Annotated in this window: 18 protein-coding genes and 2 pseudogenes; 12 read left to right on the forward strand and 8 right to left on the reverse strand. The window is 35.6% G+C overall.

Annotation, left to right across the window (positions count from 1 at the left end; all coding sequences use genetic code 11):
• Positions 1-35: 35 nt before the first annotated feature.
• A protein-coding gene (gene prfB / locus NST98_RS16490; protein ID WP_184656240.1) for a peptide chain release factor 2 occupies positions 36-1,146 on the forward strand; the annotation gives its coding sequence in 2 pieces (ribosomal slippage) (positions 36-95 and positions 97-1,146; 1,110 coding nt in all).
• 145 nt (positions 1,147-1,291) lie between these two features.
• Here prfB and NST98_RS16495 read toward each other — a convergent pair.
• Both NST98_RS16495 and NST98_RS16500 read right to left on the reverse strand, forming a co-directional pair.
• A pseudogene (locus NST98_RS16495) lies at positions 1,292-2,647 on the reverse strand (transposase).
• 347 nt (positions 2,648-2,994) lie between these two features.
• Entirely contained in the window at positions 2,995-4,431 is a 1,437-nt protein-coding gene (locus NST98_RS16500) for a DDE-type integrase/transposase/recombinase (protein ID WP_340714312.1), read from the reverse strand.
• 281 nt (positions 4,432-4,712) lie between these two features.
• Between NST98_RS16500 and NST98_RS16505 the strand changes: the two genes are divergently transcribed.
• Positions 4,713-5,762 carry a 2,3-butanediol dehydrogenase gene (locus NST98_RS16505; protein ID WP_340715578.1) on the forward strand — a complete coding sequence of 350 codons (1,050 nt, stop codon included), beginning with the start codon at positions 4,713-4,715 and terminating at the stop codon, positions 5,760-5,762.
• 234 nt (positions 5,763-5,996) lie between these two features.
• Here NST98_RS16505 and NST98_RS16510 read toward each other — a convergent pair whose 3' ends face one another.
• The 3 genes and pseudogenes from NST98_RS16510 to NST98_RS16520 all read right to left on the reverse strand — a co-directional run bounded on the left by NST98_RS16510 (position 5,997) and on the right by NST98_RS16520 (position 9,068).
• Complete coding sequence (locus NST98_RS16510) at positions 5,997-7,058, reverse strand: hypothetical protein (RefSeq protein WP_340433142.1); 1,062 nt, start codon at positions 7,056-7,058, stop codon at positions 5,997-5,999.
• On the reverse strand, positions 7,048-7,551 hold the full coding sequence (locus NST98_RS16515) for an RNA polymerase sigma factor (RefSeq protein ID WP_340715579.1): 504 nt from the start codon (positions 7,549-7,551) through the stop codon (positions 7,048-7,050). Before NST98_RS16515 ends, NST98_RS16510 begins: the two co-directional genes overlap by 11 nt.
• 206 nt (positions 7,552-7,757) lie before the next feature.
• A pseudogene (locus NST98_RS16520) lies at positions 7,758-9,068 on the reverse strand (transposase).
• 330 nt (positions 9,069-9,398) lie between these two features.
• Between NST98_RS16520 and NST98_RS16525 the strand changes: the two are divergent.
• From NST98_RS16525 to NST98_RS16540, 4 genes are all read left to right on the forward strand, one after another.
• A complete protein-coding gene (locus tag NST98_RS16525) occupies positions 9,399-9,557 on the forward strand; it encodes a hypothetical protein (RefSeq protein ID WP_340715580.1) in 159 nt (52 codons plus the stop codon).
• Positions 9,558-9,714: 157 nt separating this feature from the next.
• Positions 9,715-10,023 carry a hypothetical protein gene (locus NST98_RS16530; RefSeq protein WP_340435523.1) on the forward strand — a complete coding sequence of 103 codons (309 nt, stop codon included), beginning with the start codon at positions 9,715-9,717 and terminating at the stop codon, positions 10,021-10,023.
• A gap of 187 nt (positions 10,024-10,210) precedes the next feature.
• Positions 10,211-10,417 (forward strand): hypothetical protein, encoded by a 207-nt coding sequence (locus tag NST98_RS16535; protein ID WP_340715581.1) that lies wholly within the window; start codon positions 10,211-10,213, stop codon positions 10,415-10,417.
• Positions 10,418-10,627: 210 nt separating this feature from the next.
• A complete protein-coding gene (locus NST98_RS16540; protein WP_340715582.1) occupies positions 10,628-11,224 on the forward strand; it encodes a hypothetical protein in 597 nt (198 codons plus the stop codon).
• A 95-nt stretch (positions 11,225-11,319) separates the two neighbouring features.
• On the opposite strand, the gene NST98_RS16545 is transcribed toward NST98_RS16540, so the two are convergent.
• On the reverse strand, positions 11,320-11,811 hold the full coding sequence (locus tag NST98_RS16545) for a transposase (RefSeq protein WP_340715583.1): 492 nt from the start codon (positions 11,809-11,811) through the stop codon (positions 11,320-11,322).
• Complete coding sequence (locus tag NST98_RS16550) at positions 11,775-12,137, reverse strand: transposase family protein (protein WP_340715584.1); 363 nt, start codon at positions 12,135-12,137, stop codon at positions 11,775-11,777. Before NST98_RS16550 ends, NST98_RS16545 begins: the two co-directional genes overlap by 37 nt.
• A gap of 444 nt (positions 12,138-12,581) precedes the next feature.
• Here NST98_RS16550 and NST98_RS16555 point away from each other — a divergent pair, with 444 nt between their 5' ends.
• A complete protein-coding gene (locus NST98_RS16555; protein ID WP_016839245.1) occupies positions 12,582-12,959 on the forward strand; it encodes a hypothetical protein in 378 nt (125 codons plus the stop codon).
• Here the strand turns inward: NST98_RS16555 and NST98_RS16560 are convergent.
• Positions 12,949-13,485 carry a competence protein ComK gene (locus NST98_RS16560; RefSeq protein ID WP_016839246.1) on the reverse strand — a complete coding sequence of 179 codons (537 nt, stop codon included), beginning with the start codon at positions 13,483-13,485 and terminating at the stop codon, positions 12,949-12,951. The two genes, NST98_RS16555 and NST98_RS16560, sit on opposite strands and share 11 nt — an antisense overlap.
• Positions 13,486-13,818: 333 nt before the next feature.
• On the opposite strand from NST98_RS16560, the gene NST98_RS16565 reads away from it, so the two are divergent.
• The 5 genes from NST98_RS16565 to NST98_RS16585 all read left to right on the forward strand — a co-directional run bounded on the left by NST98_RS16565 (position 13,819) and on the right by NST98_RS16585 (position 21,090).
• Positions 13,819-14,055 carry an IDEAL domain-containing protein gene (locus NST98_RS16565; protein WP_340715585.1) on the forward strand — a complete coding sequence of 79 codons (237 nt, stop codon included), beginning with the start codon at positions 13,819-13,821 and terminating at the stop codon, positions 14,053-14,055.
• Positions 14,056-14,399: 344 nt separating this feature from the next.
• Positions 14,400-14,732 carry a hypothetical protein gene (locus NST98_RS16570; RefSeq protein WP_340715586.1) on the forward strand — a complete coding sequence of 111 codons (333 nt, stop codon included), beginning with the start codon at positions 14,400-14,402 and terminating at the stop codon, positions 14,730-14,732.
• A 544-nt stretch (positions 14,733-15,276) separates the two neighbouring features.
• Positions 15,277-17,259 (forward strand): excinuclease ABC subunit UvrB, encoded by a 1,983-nt coding sequence (uvrB, locus tag NST98_RS16575; protein ID WP_340715587.1) that lies wholly within the window; start codon positions 15,277-15,279, stop codon positions 17,257-17,259.
• A gap of 135 nt (positions 17,260-17,394) precedes the next feature.
• On the forward strand, positions 17,395-20,262 hold the full coding sequence (uvrA, locus tag NST98_RS16580) for an excinuclease ABC subunit UvrA (RefSeq protein WP_096550490.1): 2,868 nt from the start codon (positions 17,395-17,397) through the stop codon (positions 20,260-20,262).
• Between the two features lie 276 nt (positions 20,263-20,538).
• Positions 20,539-21,090: an ECF transporter S component gene (locus NST98_RS16585; RefSeq protein ID WP_340704372.1), complete on the forward strand. Its 552-nt coding sequence runs from the start codon at positions 20,539-20,541 to the stop codon at positions 21,088-21,090.
• The last annotated feature ends 353 nt before the right edge of the window (positions 21,091-21,443 follow it).

Raw genomic sequence — 21,443 nt, forward strand, 5'->3', positions numbered from 1 at the left:
TTTGACAATACGCTAATTAAATTGGAGGAGCTTTTATGGAATTATCTGATGTGCGAAATACTTTAGAAACTACAGCCGAAAAATTGGCGGATTTCAGGGGGTCTCTTTGACTTAGAAAACAAAGAAGCCCGCATTCAAGAATTAGAAGAAATCATGATGATGCCCGACTTTTGGGATGACCAAAATAAAGCGCAAAGCATCATTAATGAGGTAAACGGTTTAAAGGCCATCGTAAATGAATTAAATGATTTATTATCCACTCAAGAAAACTTAGAAATGACTCTTGAATTGTTAAAAGAAGAGCCTGATGAGGATCTTCAAGCAGAGCTTGTTCAGGAATTGAAAGAGTTTGAGGAGAAGTTAGAAAACTTTGAGTTACAGCTTTTATTAAGCGAACCATATGATAAAAACAATGCCATTTTAGAGCTTCATCCAGGAGCTGGAGGTACAGAGTCTCAAGATTGGGGTTCAATGCTTCTTCGTATGTATACTCGTTGGGCAGATAAACATGGCTTCAAAGTGGAAACCCTCGATTATTTACCAGGGGATGAAGCGGGTATCAAATCGGTGACATTGCTTATTAAAGGGCATAACGCTTACGGTTATTTAAAGGCGGAAAAAGGTGTTCATCGTTTAGTGCGTATTTCACCTTTCGATTCTAATGGTCGCCGTCACACATCCTTCGTTTCTTGTGAAGTGATGCCAGAGTTCAATAATGAAATTGAAATCGAGGTTCGCCAGGAAGATTTAAAAATAGATACGTATCGTTCCACAGGTGCAGGGGGGCAACACGTTAACACGACGGATTCTGCTGTCCGCATTACGCACATCCCAACAGGAATCGTTGTTTCTTGCCAAGCGGAACGTTCGCAAATTAAAAACCGTGAAAAAGCAATGAACATGTTAAAAGCAAAATTGTATCAATTAGAGATTGAAAAACAGGAAGCAGAACTTGCTGCACTTCGCGGTGAACAAAAGGAAATTGGTTGGGGTTCTCAAATTCGTTCTTACGTGTTCCATCCATATTCGATGGTAAAAGATCACCGCACGAATGTGGAGACTGGAAATGTGCAAGCGGTAATGGATGGCGATATTGACTTATTCATTAACGCTTATTTGCGCTCTCAAATCACAGCGAAGAATTAAATGATATAAGTAACAAAGTGTGCAAAATCATTTCATTGGTTTTGTGCACTTTTTATTTTTTTATTAATTGAATCAATTTCATAAATCATAGTATTTCTGAAGAATAGAGTACCCCTATACTAAAAACTTTGTTTTTTTTTTAAAATTATGCAACTTGGTTTTGTTGCTGTAATAAAGCATTGATTCGATCAACTGCTAGTTTGCAGGTATTATAAATTAACGTCACCAGATTGAAATGCATTTTTGCTTTCTTTCCTGTACGATGACGGACATTGTTTAATTGAAAGTATTCCTTTAAATAAGCGTTAACGCGTTCGACTGCTGTACGTTCTTGATAAAGCTGTTTCCATCGTTCTGTCCCACGTGCTGGATAGGTAAATTTACGGATATCTATATCACATTTGATTTTGAAAACTTTTTGGCAAAGGGTGTCTTCTCGTAATGGGCAAGTTGCACATTCCTTTGGACGTGTGAATTTTAATGTATTGTACTTAGCGTCAAAGCTGTCATATTGGTAACTATGTTCACGCACACAGGTTGGACGAAAATGTTCATCGAATCCTATATATTCTCCTTCTCGACGAACGTTGTAAGGAATCACGACTCGCATGGACTGTGATACGGCTTGACGGTAAATAGGTTCAACATCATAACCAGCATCAAATATAGCTATTGTAAAATGACCGTTTCCTAAGTGATGAAGTTTTTTCAATAATGGAATCGCAGCTTTACAATCACTTCAATTACCTGAGGACATCAAACGAGTGATGATATATTGACTTTTCGTCGAAACAGCTAAATGTGCTTTATAACCAAACCAGAATGTATTTTTTCCTTTACTATTCTTTTTCACACCCCATTTTGGCTCAATCGGTACATCCTTCCAAAGGGTTTCTAATGGGATATCCAGCTGTTCTTTCAGTTCTTTTTCATAGGTTGATTGATTTCCTTTTTTCTCTACTTGTTCGGCTAACCAAACAGCTCGTTCAGCTTTAGTTTTACGACCACGTTTTTTAGGAGTTTTAGGTGCTTTCTTTTCTGATGGTGTGAAAGCATCACGAGCTTCAAAGTGACTCGCATCGATGGCGACATGTTCATCATTTAGAAAGCCTTCCAACATCGCTGTTTTGATGAGTGTATCGTTCATTTTATCTAGCACATCTGATTCACTAATGACTTGAATCATGCGTGAATAAGAGCTTTCAGATGGTACGACATCAGACACAAGGAATCCACAGTCGAAACGAAATAAAGGATCATGAACCAAACGTTTGACTAAATCCTTGATAGTTGGAATACGTTCGACAATACGAATAATCAGCGATTGAATCATTGCACCATAATTCAATTCACGTGGTGCACCTTTCAATGTCTTTTTAGAAAACAATTGAAATATAGGCTGAATGTCGATAGCACTAAAAATGGCTTCATAACGATGGGAACTTTCCATTTCTAATAATTGATGGATGTCAAAAAGAGAAATTTGTTTTACAATAGTCATAGGGTACTCACCTCTTTCGTATGGTTTGTTTGGTTACCTACCATTATAACGAAATTTGGGGAGGTACCCATTTTTTATTGTCTTGAATCCCTTGAAAAGGTAGTGTCAAAAAATCTATGAAAACTTAGTTTTGGAGGGATGTGATCTAGCGAAACTAGAGGAAATGCCGCCGCAATCGCTCTTGACAAACACGTCAATGGTTTGATTTCGAACCAACAAGGGCGAAGGGAACAAAAAGAAGGCACACCAAAGAAGCCCTTGCCAATTCCCATTTTAAACCATTGACTGGTTCGGTTTGTCAAGAGTTCGCTTCGCCGATGCTGGTAAGGGCTCTGCTAAACAAAAAGTTAGGCAGTTTGCTCTACTAGCCATTGTTGAGCTAAACCAATCAGTTTTGTCCAACGTGCAGGCATATTCGGCAGTCCTTTTAGCTCTGGAATAACTACAGGCACTTTGCCTTCCAGGGCTGAATGTGGCCGCAAGAAATTAAAATAAGCCACAAACAAAGTCACATAAGAAACGGATCCGTGATCGGATCCAAATCCGTGTGTCGATCTGTAATTGCCCTTAAATGTTCGATTCAGTCTTTCAATAATTTGTTTTAGCGGTCTGTATTCCGTTGAAACCTGGTCTTCGTTGGTTAGTCCAATGACCTGCTTCACATCAAACGTAATACCGTGCTGGGCAAAAAAGTGTTGTGCTAAAAGGTAAATCGGATTGCCATCTACGACAAAGGTGAGGTCTTCCGGGATCTCTTTCATCTTCCATAAGGCCTCATCAATCGCACGAATGGCTGATACCGTATCACGATTTGGAGAAACAGGGTAGGACAGAATAATTTTCTTTACCGCATCAAAAAAGAAAAAAAGATAATGCCAACGACCATTCACCTTAATGTATGTTTCGTCTCCGCAGAATTGATCAGAAAGCTCGTAAGGATAATGATCCACATAAGGTTTGAGAAGAAGTGCTACGCTGTTTTCGTAATTCAATATACTCTGGTGAGAGATGGGTACGCCATGAACATCCTTCATCAGTGCAGCTGTTTTCCGAGCCGATAAGCCATAGTTTACATGGTAGGTTAAAATGAGCCCCAATGTGTGCGGTGACACATGAAGCCTGGACAAATCCACTTTTGGCTTCTTAGGTGAATGTTTGGCTAACGGCTGATAATCAATTTGAAACTGACGGAATATGTATCGAACTTTAAAAGACGGAGAATCCTTTTCGAACTGCTTTTTCTCTTTTTTAGACATTCCTTGCAGTTTCTTTTTGTAATACGGACAGTCATTGTTTTTGCACTTAAATACGAGAAAATCTTTTCTTTCCTTGATCTTCTCGAGTGTTTTCGAACAGTGTGGACATTTTAGTATAGCCTCCTTGGCATATTGATTCTTTTTATTAAACAGACACGCACACACCTTGCATTGATACTGTCCTTTACCTCCGTTATTGGCATAAAGATAATCTGACGGAGCACCACACCTTGGACATTTCATGGATGAAGGTACTTTACCTTTTGAATTGGAACGCCTCTGAACAGGTTTGAGAGGTTTCCCGTTCTTCTCCAAATATTCTTTGAGAAGAATTTGATAATCGAGCTTTTGTAGAGTTTCAATGATTGGCAGCTCATCCACCTGGAGTTTTTGATAAGGCTTATTGACAGGCTTTTCAGTTGGCTTATCAAACATGTTTTTTCCAATCAGAAGGGTAAGTAATGTTCGAATCATTTGATCTTGGTACTTGATATATTCAAGCAAATAGGTTAATAATTGAGGTAACAACTTGTCACTTCCTTTATTAGGGATTTTTGAGTGTGTGGTTACCTCATAAATACCCTAATTTTAAGGGGGTGGCAAGTTTTTTGCTTATAAAGCCCTCTAATATAGGATTCTATAACCTATTTCTATATAAAGTTTTGACAATACGCTTGAAAATCAAGGGGTGAGAATTATGAAATTAACTCAAATATAAAAACTATTAAAAAGATTTTTATGATATAATGAAAGCACATACATTTTTAAGAGTTTCTAGAAAATATATCTTACTAGGGGGATTCATCCATATGAAAGCAGCTGTGTTTTACGGTACAAAAGACGTTCGTATCGAAGATGTTAAAGAGCCAGTAGTTTCAGCTGGTAAAGTAAAAGTAGCGGTAGCTTGGACAGGTATTTGCGGTAGTGATCTACATGCGTACCATCATGGACTTGGAGTTGCTTACGAAGAACATCCGATATCAGGTAGAAAAGTTCCATTAATTCTTGGGCATGAATTTTCTGGTACTGTCACTGAAATTGGCGAAGGTGTATCAAATGTTGCAATTGGAGATAAAGTGGCAATTGAACCAAATTTACATTGCGGACAATGTGAATCTTGCCGTAAAGGAAACTATCATCTGTGTGAAGTTTCGAATGCAGGCTTCATTGGTTTAGCTGCTGATGGAGGATTTGCAGAATTCGTAGTAGCTGATGCAAAGTATTTCCATAAACTACCTAACGAAATGTCCCTTGAAGAAGGAGCATTAGTTGAACCGACTGCAGTTGCCTTTCATGCAGTGCGTAAAAGTAGATTGAAAGTTGGTGAATCTGCAGCTATTTTCGGTGCAGGTCCAATTGGATTATTAACATTACTTTGTGCGCAAGCAGCGGGTGCATCAGAAACTTTTGTTATTGATGTATCTGAAGAGCGATTAAATAAGGCAAAAGAATTAGGAGCAACTTATACGATTAACCCTCTCAATGAAGATGCTGTTGCTAAAATAATGGAAGTTACAGGGAATGGTGTTGCTGTCGCATTCGAAGCAGCTGGTGCTCAACCAACTGTCACAAGTGCATTAAACTGCCTGATAAAACAAGGTACGCTTCTAGTAATCGCTGGTTTTGCTGGAGAAATTACAATTGATCCGAATGCATTGCTATTAAAAGAAGCTAATATTGTATTTAGCCTTGCTTATGCAAATGAATTCCCTGAAGTTATCAAGTTAATATCTGAAGGTAAATTAGATGTTAAACAAGTGATAACGAAACAAATCCAACTTGACAATCTTGTAGAAGATGGGTTAGAACTATTAATAAAAGATAAAAGCCAAGCAAAAATTCTCGTTAAACCAAACTAATAAACTTTTAAATGGAATATTCACTGATTGGGTGAATATTCCATTTTATTTTTCCTTAATAAATAATTTTAATTTCTCTCCCATTTATGAAAATGAGGATAGAAAATGTAATCTCAATAATAGGTTCTACTGTAATATTAATTGTTATCATTTTAATGAAGGAGCTATGACCATAGCCGCTCAAAGATTCAGTGACACAAGTTTTATCTTTTGTATTTGCGAATAAATATTATACTAATTGTTTTTATTAATTAAATCTTCTCCCCAATTTTGTAATTCTTCTTTAGTTATGACAAAACCTTTATCACCAGTACCTATCACAATGTTTTCATTATCATCAAACCAGATAGAATACACTCCGCTAAGTGTTTCAATTTTCATATTAGGTTCCTCGCTTTGTGAAAAAGGTTGCCAAGTTACTTGATCAAAAAATTTCTTTACCTTTTGTTGCTTCGCTGAAATAGATATTGTTTTATTGTCTCTAACAACCTTTATATCCTTGCTAACTACAAATTGTTTAAAGTTATTTTCTGTTCGAATATTTGTTATTAGACTTTTTTCCAATAGAACTTTATCACCAACTTTAAAATGTAATGAATCTCGTTTAGGCATAATTAGCAGTTGTTGTTCTAGAAATCTTTTCTCATCGATTAATGCAAGTATTCGAGCGTTTTCACCTTCATATATGACAAAAGCAGATATATTAACCCCATCCCAAAATGACACATCCCCATGACCAACTTCTTCAATTGCGTCTAGTAGCAATAATTGTGCATGAATTTCTTGATTGAATTGGGGGTACATTTTTTCGTAATTCTGTAAAAGTGAATCACGAATTAATTGTACCTGAGCTTTAAATGTAAGATATTGTTCCGTATATGCTGTTTCAGTTATTTCATTTTTTTCTAATACCTTGTTAAAAGTGCTAGGTAATTGAGATTTATAAGACTCAATTAAATTTTCAATTTCCTCCTTGTTTACTTTTATACCTTTAACTTCACCATATTTTGCAATAATTAAATCTTTTTGATATCTCTGTGTGTGATCACCATCATCTAATAATCCATACATTTTAAGTGTTTCTTCAGAAAAACCTTGGACATAATGATCACTTTGCCATTTTGTTGTTACCAAAATAAATGATAGTAAAATAAAACAACCGAACATGATTTGAGGAAAATAGAACATTTTATTTGGTTTTGATTCAGGTTGTAAAACAGCTCTTTTTACACGGCTTTTACTTTTTTCTAAATCAGGGGTTACATCCAATAGGGCCTTTTTGATTTCATTGTCCATATAATTCCTCCCATTCTTTTGATAAAACAGGGCGTAGCTTTTCCAGAGCCCTTCTGTGTCTTGTACGAACAGTACTTTCTGGAATTTGCAATAGTGACGCTATTTCCGTTGTATTCAGCTCTTCATAATAATAAAGAATAATTACTTCTCTATATTTAAGGGATAATGATAGAATTGTTTCCCCAATGGTTGACTGTAATTCCTTTTGTATTACTCTATCTTTTTGTAAAAAAGGGATGATTGGTAAATGTTCCTGTAGTTGAATTTTTCGATATGCCCAGCTTTTTAAATAATCTTTACTTTTATTGATGGTGATTTTCGTTAAATATGCACGTAGTTGGCCTTGCTCTTTGTAATTACTCTTCGAATATTTTATAAAAACATCTTGAACAATATCTTCTGCGGCATGTAGGTTTTTTGTATAGTAATAAGCAATGCGTAATAAATGTTCGCTGTGCTCTTCTAAGATCTGTCCAAAGTTCAGTTCAAGCACCCCCCTCTACTAATATAACGAGGCAAAAAACAATCGCGATTCAAATTATTAAAAATATTATAACCTTTTTTTTACAATTAATATCTATTAATTCCCTTGATAAAATTTGGAATATTTTATATAAATTTTAACTGAATCAATTTCATAAATCATAGTTTTTCTGAAGTATAGAGTACCCCTATACTAAAAACTTTGTTTTTTTTAAATTATGCAACTTGGTTTTGTTGCTGTAATAAAGCATTGATTCGATCAACTGCTAGTTTGCAGGTATTATAAATTAACGTCACCAGATTGAAATGCATTTTTGCTTTCTTTCCTGTACGATGACGGACATTGTTTAATTGAAAGTATTCCTTTAAATAAGCGTTAACGCGTTCGACTGCTGTACGTTCTTGATAAAGCTGTTTCCATCGTTCTGTCCCACGTGCTGGATAGGTAAATTTACGGATATCTATATCACATTTGATTTTGAAAACTTTTTGGCAAAGGGTGTCTTCTCGTAATGGGCAAGTTGCACATTCCTTTGGACGTGTGAATTTTAATGTATTGTACTTAGCGTCAAAGCTGTCATATTGGTAACTATGTTCACGCACACAGGTTGGACGAAAATGTTCATCGAATCCTATATATTCTCCTTCTCGGCGAACGTTGTAAGGAATCACGACTCGCATGGACTGTGATACGGCTTGACGGTAAATAGGGTTTCCTAAGTGATGAAGTTTTTTCAATAATGGAATCGCAGCTTTACAATCACTTCAATTACCTGAGGACATCAAACGAGTGATGATATATTGACTTTTCGTCGAAACAGCTAAATGTGCTTTATAACCAAACCAGAATGTATTTTTTCCTTTACTATTCTTTTTCACACCCCATTTTGGCTCAATCGGTACATCCTTCCAAAGGGTTTCTAATGGGATATCCAGCTGTTCTTTCAGTTCTTTTTCATAGGTTGATTGATTTCCTTTTTTCTCTACTTGTTCGGCTAACCAAACAGCTCGTTCAGCTTTAGTTTTACGACCACGTTTTTTAGGAGTTTTAGGTGCTTTCTTTTCTGATGGTGTGAAAGCATCACGAGCTTCAAAGTGACTCGCATCGATGGCGACATGTTCATCATTTAGAAAGCCTTCCAACATCGCTGTTTTGATGAGTGTATCGTTCATTTTATCTAGCACATCTGATTCACTAATGACTTGAATCATGCGTGAATAAGAGCTTTCAGATGGTACGACATCAGACACAAGGAATCCACAGTCGAAACGAAATAAAGGATCATGGACCAAACGTTTGACTAAATCCTTCATTGTTGGAATTCGTTCGACAATACGAATAATCAGCGATTGAATCATTGCACCATAATTCAATTCACGTGGTGCACCTTTCAATGTCTTTTTAGAAAACAATTGAAAAATAGGTTGAATGTCAATCACACTAAAAATGGCATCATAACGATGGGAACTTTCCATTTCTAATAATTGATGGATGTCAAAAAGAGAAATTTGTTTTACAATAGTCATAGGGTACTCACCTCTTTCGTATGGTTTGTTTGGTTACTTACCATTATAACGAAATTTGGGGAGGTACCCATTTTTTATTGTCTTGAATCCCTTGAAAATCAAGGGGTGAGAATTATGAAATTAACTCAATTAAAAAAATATTAAATTTTGAATCACGAATCTTTTCAGCCTCGTTATATATATAGAAGGGAGGGATTGGAAATATATTAAAAAGGTGTAAAATTTCTGTTGATTAAATACTTTTAAAGGAGATGATTGAGTGAGAAATATCTTATTTTCGTTGGTCGCCACAACAAGTGGAATTGTATCCAAAAGAAATAGGATGATTGAGTGAGAAATATCTTATTTTCGTTGGTCGTGTGCATTTCTCTAGTGATTTCTGCAGCAATTCCTGTATCTGCAGCAAAAGAAGAATTTATCAATACTCCTAGTGAAGAAAATATCAAAAATATAGACGAACAATTAAAAGAGGTTATGGACTTATTATAGGTAAATATTATCACAAAATAGGGTTCCCAGGTTCCATAGGAGTTACTATTGGTTATGTTGAAATTACCGCAAATTCATCAACAGGATTTGATGAAGCTGCAACTCAATCTACTTGGAACTTTTAATTTTTCTTAAATTGAATTGAGGAGTTGCGTAATTGAATAAACGACTTTACATTCCCATATTATTGATTGCCATAGTAGGCATAGTTTTAGTTTCTACAATGGCTTCATCCTATACACCCGAAAGTACGACTTCAAACTTGCTAGTGATTGAGAAAGATAAATCAGATGATGAACAATGGATTATCCTTGAAAATAATGTAACGGTTTATGTCAAAGATCATAACACATGGGTGTTAATTGAAGAAAACCATAAATATACCCTTATTTACGATTTTCATAAAAGTACTAAAAAGTATTACTTAAGAACGATAATTCCCAGTGATTATAAAGAACAATTTTAATAAAATCCCAACTAAATTTATAAACTGCTTGCCAACTATGGTAAGCAGTATTTTTTTAATTATGTTGGAACATTCATTTATTAGTTTTCGTTTTTTCTTTTTTCTTAGCTGGAAAACCGTATTTTTTATTATGATCCAGAATACGTTTGATAATTTCATTTGATTCTCAGTTGAAAACGAATTAAGTATGGTTAGAAAAAAATTAGAATCTGCACAAAAAGCATTAATGGAACAAAACAATGTTGCTAGATTTAACGCTTTGAAAACATTATATAACGATAAATTAATTAATGGAGCCAGTAATCCAAAGAAGAAATATAACCATTGGAAGTCCTATTTATCACTTAATATAATTAGAATAATATGTGTTATGCAATTACATATTATTCCATAATTAGGTGTGTTTATGGAGTGAAATAGAGAAAAGAATATACGTGTGCTTTTATATAAGTAAAAGTGTTAATTAAAGCATCTATACAAGTTTAAAATTGGAGCTTATACTAAGATAGTAATGATGTAAACTAATAAAGATAGACCTAGAAAAATATAAATTTTTGGATATTTATCATTCAAAGGACTGATTTTATTGAAAAAATTGATTTTATTGTTAAGTTTGTCTATTATTTTAGCTGCTTGTGGTAATGATTCATCAAAGACACAAGAAAATAACGATTCTTCCTCTTCAACAGAAAATGTTGATACAACTGAAAATCAGGAAGCTGAAAAAGTAGAAATTGCAGAAAAGAAAGAAGAACCTAAGATTTCAACGATTAACGCTGGAGAACCAGCTGAAGTAACTGACTTTGCAGAAATTACAGTACAAAAAGCTGTGTTTGGTAAAGTAATAAATCCTCCTAATCCAGATAGCTTCTATAGCTATTATAAGAATAGTGAGGCAGATGAAACATTTTTAGATACTGTTATCGCAGTGAAAAGTTTATTAACGAGCGGTAGAAGTGCGGATGAATTTGTAAATGTAAAAATAGTATATGATAATAAATATGAATATCTTACATTTTCTACAATTGAAGAGGGCGGGGGTTCAGATTTTACTTACACAAACATTACTTCTATTGAACCTTTAAATACGGGCATCATTCATTATATAGCTTCTGTCCCAACGCAAGTGGAAACAGATGGAAAACCATTAAAAGCTGTAATAACAGTCAATGGAGAAACTTTTGAATACGTAATAAGATAATTAAGGTTCTTTGTCAAATGGTGTTGGTGAATAAATGTTAGTGACATTATTTGGTAATATGTAATCGGATGGCTTAGGGGAAATTCGAGGTTCCCCTAAGCTGTTTTTATTTTCGCTAAGTTTTGGGTAATGAATATTCGGTTTCTAAAGTGATAGAAGGATCGATAACCGAAAGAAATGCGTTTAATCACTTTTTTAGGGAAAACTTCGTGGATTAAGGAAATATAAGGGCTGTACATATCGATGACAATCGTTTTTACCGCATCTCTCGCCTTCTTGGAATACCGTAAGAAATACTCTTTGAGGACAGGTAATCTCCGGTCCTCCACGATATCCACAATCTCCCCCGTTCCAGAGTCACAGAAAATAAAGGACATCGCTCTAGCTGCGGATTTCACTGATTTAAACTCGTCAAAACACAGGTGCTTAGGAAGATAGTGAACATTCGGCTGATAGTAACTATAAAAGCTGTCAATGACACGACTGACAGTGGCATGAGATACATTGTGTTTGATGGCAATATCTTTTTCGGAGATTTTATCTTTGGCGTTTAAAGCAATCGAACTTTGGTATTGTTGGAAATACAACAGTTTTTAGCCACGACACTCGTTTTTAAAGTAAACGCGGAATGACAATGTTTACAGAAATAACGCTGTTTACGCAATTTTAAGTATGTATGAAAACCTGAAATGCTAGGCATTTTAATGAGAGACGTTTTAAAACCGTGTTTAATGATTTGATCATCGAAGACATGTCCACAAGCATAACAAGCTTTTGGTTGGTAAGTTAATTGGCCATAAAAGACTTTTGATTGGACCCCTTTAATGAGTTCTTCTGCACAAAAATTTTCATCAAATGTGATATTTTTGTCTTTAATATTTAATAAATTACGTATAGAATAATGATGAGACATGTGACATCACTCCTTGTAAATGTGGTTTTGGTCGATTACATTTTACCAGAGTTTGTCACATGTCTCATTTTTTTTTGTTCAAAAAAATTGGTGCTGGTTTATACTCACCAACACCAAATATTATAGAGCCAAAAAAATCCGATTGGTTGCATCGTTGCCAATCGGAAATGAAAAGGGTTTTGCAATTACTCCTTTATATAATGAAGTGCACTCATTAGAAATCATATCCTGATTCAAGCCTTTAAATAATTTATAAGCTTGAATGAACTGGATACAATTTCTTTATTTACTATATTTTTTAACTAATTTCACCGATTTTGTCAATAGCTGAGACAAATTTTTTTATAAGTCATTGCATTTTTCTTACGAAGATGTATTATAATATTAAAAGAACATACGTTCCCTTCTTGATGGTATCATTAAATTTAGTAGGGAGGAGTTTTTGTGGCGCATATTCCCATTGAAGCTGTCCCGTATTTGGAATCAGCAATCTATTTACCGATGCTGCTCATCGTTTTAGAAAAAGATTACGAGTTAATAGAGCATGGACAATTTAAGCTAAAGCGCCCTTATGTCCACTTAATTGAAGAAGCAAAAAAATTGGCACAAAGAGATTTACAAGATGTAAAAGCATATTTAAAAAGCCATTATTTAAAAGTTGTCCAAGGTGAAAGAGATGAATTATTTACTGAATATCATTTTCATTACAAACAAATTTTAGAGGTTAGACGATATTCGAATATTCGGTTGAGAAATCGGGTTGAAGAATTGCTAAATTTGTACTTAAATAAGGCATCACAAGCACATTCAGCTATTCAATAATTGCATTTTCTTTTTCTTTAGCAATCTGTAGAAGGCCTAATTCCTTATGAATGGCTTCCCTTTGTTTCAAAGCGAATTTCAGAAGCATTGTTGCGCATACGTATTGAGTGCAAAAAGAAGGATAGTGTATTGGTAAAGTAATTTCATAATCATTTTTTAAAGTTATGATTGTACTATCTTCACATTTTTGTATGTTGATAATCGCGTGCTGAGCTATCCAAATATTTTTAGAAGAATAGGGTGATAAGAGCGGGAAAAAGGCGTAAGGTTGATCATAAGACAAAACGATTGGAAGTTTGTGCTTCTCCTTACCAAAAAACCTTTTTGAAAAGTCTGTTGATGCTTTGTAAGTAGTACCTAATTTTTTTAAAGTATCACCCACAAGCTTCAAAGGTTTTTTGTCAACGTAAAAAATGCCGAATTTGTCATAGACAAGCGAGCAATGTTTTCCCTTATGCTCTACAGGTTCAATTAAATACGTGTTAGGAGTTATGTAGTACCAATCAATTACCTCTGTATCTACCATAAAATTCACCCTTTCTAAAAAATTGGAAATTTCATAGTCTTATTATCATAATAATGAGAAAACGGAATAAAATCAATAAAAATTTGGAATATACAGAAAAAACTGACAAAATTTATTTTTGGGCGTTTTTTGGCGTCCAAAATTTAATTTTTACCCCTTTTCTAACGTTGGATGGAGGCAATATTCAACACATAAGTAATTTTCACACCTAAATGAAATGGGAAATAAAGTAGAATTTCCTAATATTATACTGTGAGAGTTTTATTTTTCTAAATATATTGAAAATTAACCCCTGATTTTTTATAATAGAAAAAAGGAATCGGGGTGATGTCGATGGATAAAAATAATTCATACGCAGATTTTAGTGCAGCAGGTTCAAATCCAGTAGTAAACGATTCTGAAAAATTGTTAAATGAGATTTACGTAGATCTGTTTTTAAACAGATTACAAAGATTACATCGTATTGAGCAATTAAGGGAATTCATCGATCAAGCATTGGATGAAAGAAATGAAGAAGCGTTTTATAAGTATGTTGAAGAATTAATTGAATTGCAGGATTCATTGAATTAGGCATTTCCCATAAATGAGAAGTCGTCTATTGCACAAAAATATTCCATTAAAGAAGGAATATTTAGTTATTAAAAACAAAAAATATTGGCATATCAAGGTTTGAACAATGTTTACTTAAATTTTCAAATTGAATATTGGTGCATTTAAAATGAATGATTTTGGAGCTAAATGGGGCTATCTTTGGGGCTAAAAATATGGTGAGCGTGCCATGATGGTTTGAATGGATCGTATGATGCTTTTCTTGCCGAAAACAGGTGCGCGCCTTGTATAATTCCTTCGAAGATAGCCTTTTATTGTTCACCAAATATTATGCTCTACCAAACAAAAGGAAGCATCTCTTCTGTTTGGTGGTATTTTCTCTCAAATTCACTATATCCAAGAATGAGGTGTTTTTTTTCAAGGTAATTGTTGAAATCGATAAGAACCTAGAAGAGCCAGCAACCTTTAAAAAAATTAAGGATTATCTATTTATTCAAGTGAATAACCCCATAGAATTAGCGTGTCTCTTAAAACTGAGTCTTAGAGGGTATGAACAAACTATAATCTATTTACCAGAATTAAAGGTGATTGCTTGGGTAAATGAATTAATTGTTTCTCTATATTATCAAGATGAAAAATCTAGGAAGCTTATTGAGACGATTACTACAACTGAAGGATTATATTTAAGAAAAAAATAATGTTATTTATTATTTGAACTATTTTTAACTGCTTGCTGTCCAGAAAATGAAGTGCTCCCAATTAAGTAGAAAGAGAAAAATCATTTCTACTTAATAGGGGGCTTTTTATTATGTCTTTTTATAAAAATCCAAAGGAATTGATATTAAATAAACAATATACATTCAAAAAGTACTTTAAAGGAAAGTTTTGAAAATACGCAGCTATTGGTGAAGCTGTATTTGATTCTTATTTTTCTCAACGACAATATACAAAGGAACAAAAAATAAAAGCTGTGGAGATTATTTGTCTAGAGAGTATTCCCTACTCGATACGAAATCAATAAATTTCAGGGAGAAATATTTAATGAAATAGGTGGAAAAGTATATCAGTCCTGTGCGTTTGTGAGAAAAATAGTCGTTGTGAGATTCATAATATTCACAATTACATCCAAAAAATGCTATCTAAGTGTACTCGATTTAAGAATATACGTTCGCAAAATGAATGATATTTACAATTGGATATGCTAAAATAGTCATACGATATATTGGGAAAGGACGATTGACTATGGCCGATACTTTTGAACTGCATTCTTCTTATAAGCCGAGTGGCGATCAGCCAAAAGCGATTGAAAAGCTTGTACAAGGCATCAGAGAAGGGAAAAAGCATCAAACTTTGCTCGGGGCTACAGGAACTGGAAAGACTTTTACTATTTCGAATGTCATTAAAGAAGTTAATAAACCGACGTTGGTCATTGCTCATAATAAAACACTAGCCGGTCAATTATATAGCGAATTCAAACAATTTTTTCCGAATAATGCTGTAGAGTATTTTGTTAGTTACTACGACTATTATCAACCGGAAGCGTATGTGCCTCAATCGGATACATACATCGAAAAGGATGCCAGCATCAACGACGAAATCGATAAACTCCGACACTCTGCCACGAGCGCATTGTTCGAAAGAAGAGATGTCATCATCGTCGCATCGGTTTCATGCATCTATGGCTTAGGTAATCCAGATGAATATCGCGAGTTAGTCGTATCAATTCGTAAAGGAATGGAAATTGAGCGTAACCAGCTGCTCCGTCGACTAGTAGATGTTCAATATGAAAGAAATGATGTGAATTTTCAACGGGGAACGTTCCGAGTACGTGGAGATGTTGTGGAAATTTTCCCAGCCTCCCGAGATGAGCATTGCATTCGCATCGAATTTTTCGGTGATGAAGTAGATCGTATCCGAGAGGTAGATGCATTAACAGGAGAAATTATAGGAGAACGAAACCACGTAGCGATTTATCCTGCTTCCCACTTCGTAACTCGGGAAGAAAAAATGAAAAAGGCCATTGAAAACATTGAGAAAGAACTAGAAGAACAGCTTGAGAAATTTAGAGCGGAAGGAAAACTGTTAGAAGCACAACGTTTAGAACAACGAACAAAGTATGACTTGGAAATGATGCGTGAGATGGGCTTCTGCTCGGGAATTGAAAACTATTCCCGTCACTTAACATTGCGTGAGCCAGGGGCAACTCCGTATACGCTGCTTGACTACTTCCCTGATGATTTTTTAATCGTAATCGATGAAAGTCACGTTACATTACCACAAATTCGGGGAATGTATAATGGTGACCAAGCACGGAAACAAGTATTAGTAGATTATGGTTTTCGTCTGCCTTCAGCATTAGATAACCGTCCGTTGAAATTTGAAGAGTTTGAAAATCATATTCATCAAGCCATTTATGTATCCGCAACTCCTGGCCCATACGAGAAAGAGCATTGTTCCGAAATGGTGGAACAAATTATTCGACCAACTGGGCTTCTTGATCCAACAATTGACGTTCGTCCAATTGAAGGACAAATTGATGATTTAGTGGATGAAATTCAAAAACGCGCGAAGAAGAATGAGCGAGTACTTGTAACCACATTAACGAAAAAAATGGCAGAAGATTTAACGGATTATTTAAAAGAGATGGGAATTAAAGTCGAGTATCTTCACTCTGAAATTAAAACTCTCGAGCGAATTGAAATCATCCGTGAACTGAGAAAAGGTACCTTTGATGTGCTTGTGGGCATTAACTTATTGCGAGAAGGGCTGGATATTCCAGAAGTTTCGTTAATCGCCATACTCGATGCCGATAAAGAAGGATTCTTGCGTTCGGAAACATCTTTAATACAAACGATAGGACGAGCAGCACGTAATGCAAACGGACATGTTATTATGTACGCGGATACGATAACAGATTCGATGAGAAAAGCAATTGAAGAAACAAAACGTCGTCGCTCCATTCAAGAAGCTTATAATAAAGATCACGGTATAACACCAAAAACGATTCGAAAAGAAATTCCTGAACTTATTCGTGCAACACAGACAGCAGAAGTAGAAGAAAAATATATTACAAAAGTAACGAAAGGTAAGAAATTAACGAAATCCGAATTGGATAAACTGATTGCAGCCCTTGAACAAGAAATGAAAGAGGCTGCGAAAGCATTGGATTTTGAACGCGCAGCTGAATTGCGAGATACAATTTTTGAATTAAAAGCAGAAAGGTGACAGACCACCGCCAAAAGCTTCACAAATTTGGGATTGCCAGTGGAAAGATGAATTTCCCGTACTGCTTTAAGTCTCACTACTTTAAGTGAAAAAGGTGCTGCACAATATACATTTGAATTTAGAAAGGTGACGAGTGTGGAAAATAAACAAATTGTCGTGCGAGGGGCACGTTCACATAACTTAAAAAATATTGATGTAACGATACCGCGGGATCAACTTGTTGTCTTGACAGGGCTTTCAGGTTCCGGTAAATCATCGCTTGCTTTTGATACGATTTATGCAGAAGGGCAACGACGATATGTAGAATCATTATCCAGCTATGCCCGTCAATTTTTAGGGCAAATGGACAAGCCAGATGTTGATTCCATTGAAGGTTTATCACCGGCAATTTCCATTGACCAAAAAACAACAAGCCGTAACCCTCGTTCAACTGTAGGGACGGTTACGGAAATCTATGACTATTTGCGATTATTGTTTGCTCGGATTGGGAAGCCTGTTTGTCCAACTCATGATATTGAAATTACATCGCAAACGATTGAACAAATGGTTGACCGTATTATGGAATATCCGGAGCGAACTAGAGTGCAGTTACTTGCTCCGGTGATTTCCGGGAAAAAAGGGACTCATGCCAAACTCATTGAGGATTTGAAAAAGCAAGGATTTGTCCGTGTTCGAATCGATGGAGAATTGCGCGATTTAGACGATCATATCGAGCTAGATAAAAATAAAAAGCATAATATTGAAGTTGTCGTTGACCGAATTGTTGTAAAAGAAGGCATTGAAGTACGATTAAGCGATTCTCTCGAAACAGCCTTAAAACTTGCAGATGGTCGTGTGATTGTCGATGTAATGGAACATGAGGAACTATTATTTAGCGAACATCATGCTTGTCCGATATGTGGCTTTTCCATTGGAGAATTAGAGCCTCGCATGTTTTCATTCAACAGTCCTTTTGGGGCATGTCCAGAATGTGATGGGCTCGGCTCCAAATTAAAAGTAGATATCGATTTATTGATTCCCGATTGGAATAAAACATTAGAAGAAAATGCTATAGCTGCTTGGGAATCATCAAGTTCCCAATATTATCCACAATTGTTGAAAGCGGTATGTAAACATTTCAACATTCCAATGGATGTGCCGGTATCCCAACTGTCGGATGAACAAATGGATATTATTTTATACGGTTCAAAAGATGAAAAAATCCACTTCCATTATGAAAGTGAATATGGCAGCGTCCACAACAAAGAAATTGTCTTTGAAGGAGTCGTTCACAATATTGAACGTCGCTATCGAGATTCTTCATCGGATTGGGTGCGTGAAACGATGGAGAAATTCATGAATGAGCAGCGATGTTCATCCTGTAAAGGGCAACGACTAAAAAAAGAAAGCCTTGCTGTAAGGATTGACGGAAAAAATATTGCGGAAGTGACAAATTTATCTGTAGCGGAACTCTATAATTATTTTCTTAACATCCAATTTTCAGAAAAAGATATGCAAATTGCCCGCTTAATTTTAAAAGAAATTAAAGAACGTCTAGAATTTTTACTAAATGTCGGCTTGGAATATTTAACATTAAGCCGCACAGCAGGAACATTATCCGGCGGTGAAGCGCAACGCATTCGTTTGGCGACGCAAATCGGTTCTCGGTTAACGGGTGTCTTATATGTGCTGGATGAACCGTCTATTGGTTTGCATCAGCGGGATAATGACAAATTAATTAATACGTTAAGAACAATGCGCGATATTGGTAATACGTTGCTTGTTGTAGAACACGATGAAGATACAATGCTTGCTGCAGATTATTTAATTGATGTCGGCCCTGGTGCTGGTTCTCGCGGTGGAGAAATTGTGGCAGCGGGAACACCTGAAGAAGTGATGAAAAATGAAAAATCCATTACTGGACAATATTTAAGCGGTAAAAAATTCATCCCTCTTCCTCGTGAACGAAGAAAGCCAGATGGTCGAAAAATAACGATTAAAGGCGCCGCTGAAAACAACTTAAAAAATATTAAGGTAGACATTCCATTAGGCATGTTTGTGGCGGTAACAGGAGTCTCAGGCTCTGGAAAGTCGACATTAGTCAATGAAATTTTATATAAAAAACTTGCACAGGATTTAAACCGTGCAAGAACAAAACCAGGGAAACATAAAGAAATTACGGGACTCGAGCATTTAGACAAAGTGATTGATATCGATCAGTCGCCAATCGGCCGTACACCTCGCTCCAATCCAGCAACATATACAGGGGTATTTGATGATATTCGTGATGTCTTTGCAGCGACTAATGAGGCGAAAGTGCGGGGCTATAAAAAAGGCCGCTTTAGCTTCAACATTAAAGGAGGCCGCTGTGAAGCTTGTTCCGGCGACGGAATTATTAAAATTGAAATGCACTTTTTACCGGATGTGTATGTACCATGTGAAGTGTGCCACGGAAAACGATATAATCGCGAAACATTGGAAGTAAAATATAAAGGCAAAAACATTGCAGAAGTTTTAGATATGACCATTGAAGAAGCAACCGTGTTCTTCGAGAATATTCCAAAAATCCATCGAAAGCTGCAAACACTTGTAGATGTAGGACTAGGTTATATGAAATTAGGACAACCTGCCACAACGATGTCTGGAGGAGAAGCACAGAGGGTAAAGCTAGCTTCTGAATTGCATCGTCGTTCGACAGGTAAATCCTTCTACATTTTAGATGAGCCAACAACAGGGCTTCATGCAGATGATATTGCAAGGCTTTTAACAGTGTTGCAGCGCCTTGTTGATAATGGGGATACGGTTCTTGTGATTGAGCATAATTTAGATGTAATAAAAACGGTAGACTATATTATCGATTTAGGTCCAGAAGGCGGAGATAAAGGGGGCACAGTCGTAGCAACTGGTACACCTGAGGAGGTTGCAGCCCATGAAAATTCCTATACAGGTCAATATTTAAAGCCTATTTTAGAGAGAGATCGTAAAAGAATGGAACAATTATTGGCGCAAATTGCGGATCAGTAAGCAAATAAGCTAGATATGAATAAGCAGCTCAAACGATGATAACGTTTGAGCTGCTATTTTTTTCGTTTGGTAAATGTGAATGTAACGTTGACAAACGTCTTATTAAGCAAGTGCATTTTTCTTTGAATTTAATAATCAAAACCAAAAACGACGCTTGCATAAAAATACTTACAAATCAAACTGACCTTGTAGTTTTTATAATAATTGACACTTTTATAGGTGCCAATCTTCTGCTAATGTAATGATAAATTTTATTACATCAGAGGGGTTGAAAAAATGCAGAAGACAAATACTCTTTCAAAACAACGTGGAAAAACGACCGATTTAGCCATTCAAGCAATGTTGGTTGCATTAGTTTTCATTTCAACGATATTTTTGAATATTAAGTTGCCCATTGCATCAAATGGAGGTCTAGTACATTTAGGAACTGCAATGCTATTTATTGCTTCTATCTTATTTGGTCCAAAAAAAGGTGCAATTGCGGGTGCTGTCGGCATGGGGCTATTTGATCTCGTTGGCGGATGGCTTGTTTGGGCTCCAATCACAATTATATCTAGAGCTTTACAAGGGTATATTGTTGGAAAAATTGCTTGGTCAAATGGAAGCCGTGGAGATAGCCTTGCTAAAAATATCATTGCAACGATTGTATCCATTCCTGTGATGGTGGGGGTATATTACATCGGTGAAGCGATTATGTTTTCAAGTTTCATTATGCCGCTAGCTTCTATTCCAGGCGATCTTGTACAAAATGGAATCGGCATAATCATTGCAATTCCAGTTTGCATGGTACTGAAAAAAATTCCTTATTTTGCTTCAATTACTAGATGATGAATGGCCGATATTGTTATGACATTGGCCAAAATAGAATCCAAAGTGGCTTTTGAAAGGCAAATAAATTTGCGAAAGCGGCTAATAAATAATCGCAAGTGGCTAATAACATACAGGAATTGGCCAATATAGCAAAAGCAAAAGTAGCATTTTTTCGAAAGGCAAATAAATTTGGGAAAGTGCCAATAAATAGTCGCAAGTGGCTAATAACTTACAGGAAATAGCCAATATAGCGAAAGCAGAAGTAGTATTTGAAAGGCAAATAAATTTGCGAAAGCGGCTAATAAATAATCGCAAGTGGCTAATAACTTACAGGAAATGGCCAATATAGCAAAAGCAAAAGTAGCATTTTT

The organism is Ureibacillus sp. FSL W8-0352 (assembly GCF_038004345.1).
Classification (GTDB): Bacteria; Bacillota; Bacilli; order Bacillales_A; family Planococcaceae; genus Ureibacillus; species Ureibacillus thermosphaericus.

Bases quoted from the DNA above. Each gene is read 5' to 3' on its own strand.
- NST98_RS16535 (WP_340715581.1), top strand. From the start codon at position 10,211: ATGGTTAGAAAAAAATTAGAATCTGCACAAAAAGCATTAATGGAACAA.
- NST98_RS16565 (WP_340715585.1), top strand. From the start codon at position 13,819: ATGGATAAAAATAATTCATACGCAGATTTTAGTGCAGCAGGTTCAAAT.
- NST98_RS16585 (WP_340704372.1), top strand. From the start codon at position 20,539: ATGCAGAAGACAAATACTCTTTCAAAACAACGTGGAAAAACGACCGAT.
- NST98_RS16510 (WP_340433142.1), bottom strand. From the start codon at position 7,058: ATGGACAATGAAATCAAAAAGGCCCTATTGGATGTAACCCCTGATTTA.
- NST98_RS16560 (WP_016839246.1), bottom strand. From the start codon at position 13,485: ATGGTAGATACAGAGGTAATTGATTGGTACTACATAACTCCTAACACG.
- NST98_RS16505 (WP_340715578.1), top strand. From the start codon at position 4,713: ATGAAAGCAGCTGTGTTTTACGGTACAAAAGACGTTCGTATCGAAGAT.
- NST98_RS16550 (WP_340715584.1), bottom strand. From the start codon at position 12,137: ATGTCTCATCATTATTCTATACGTAATTTATTAAATATTAAAGACAAA.
- uvrB (WP_340715587.1), top strand. From the start codon at position 15,277: ATGGCCGATACTTTTGAACTGCATTCTTCTTATAAGCCGAGTGGCGAT.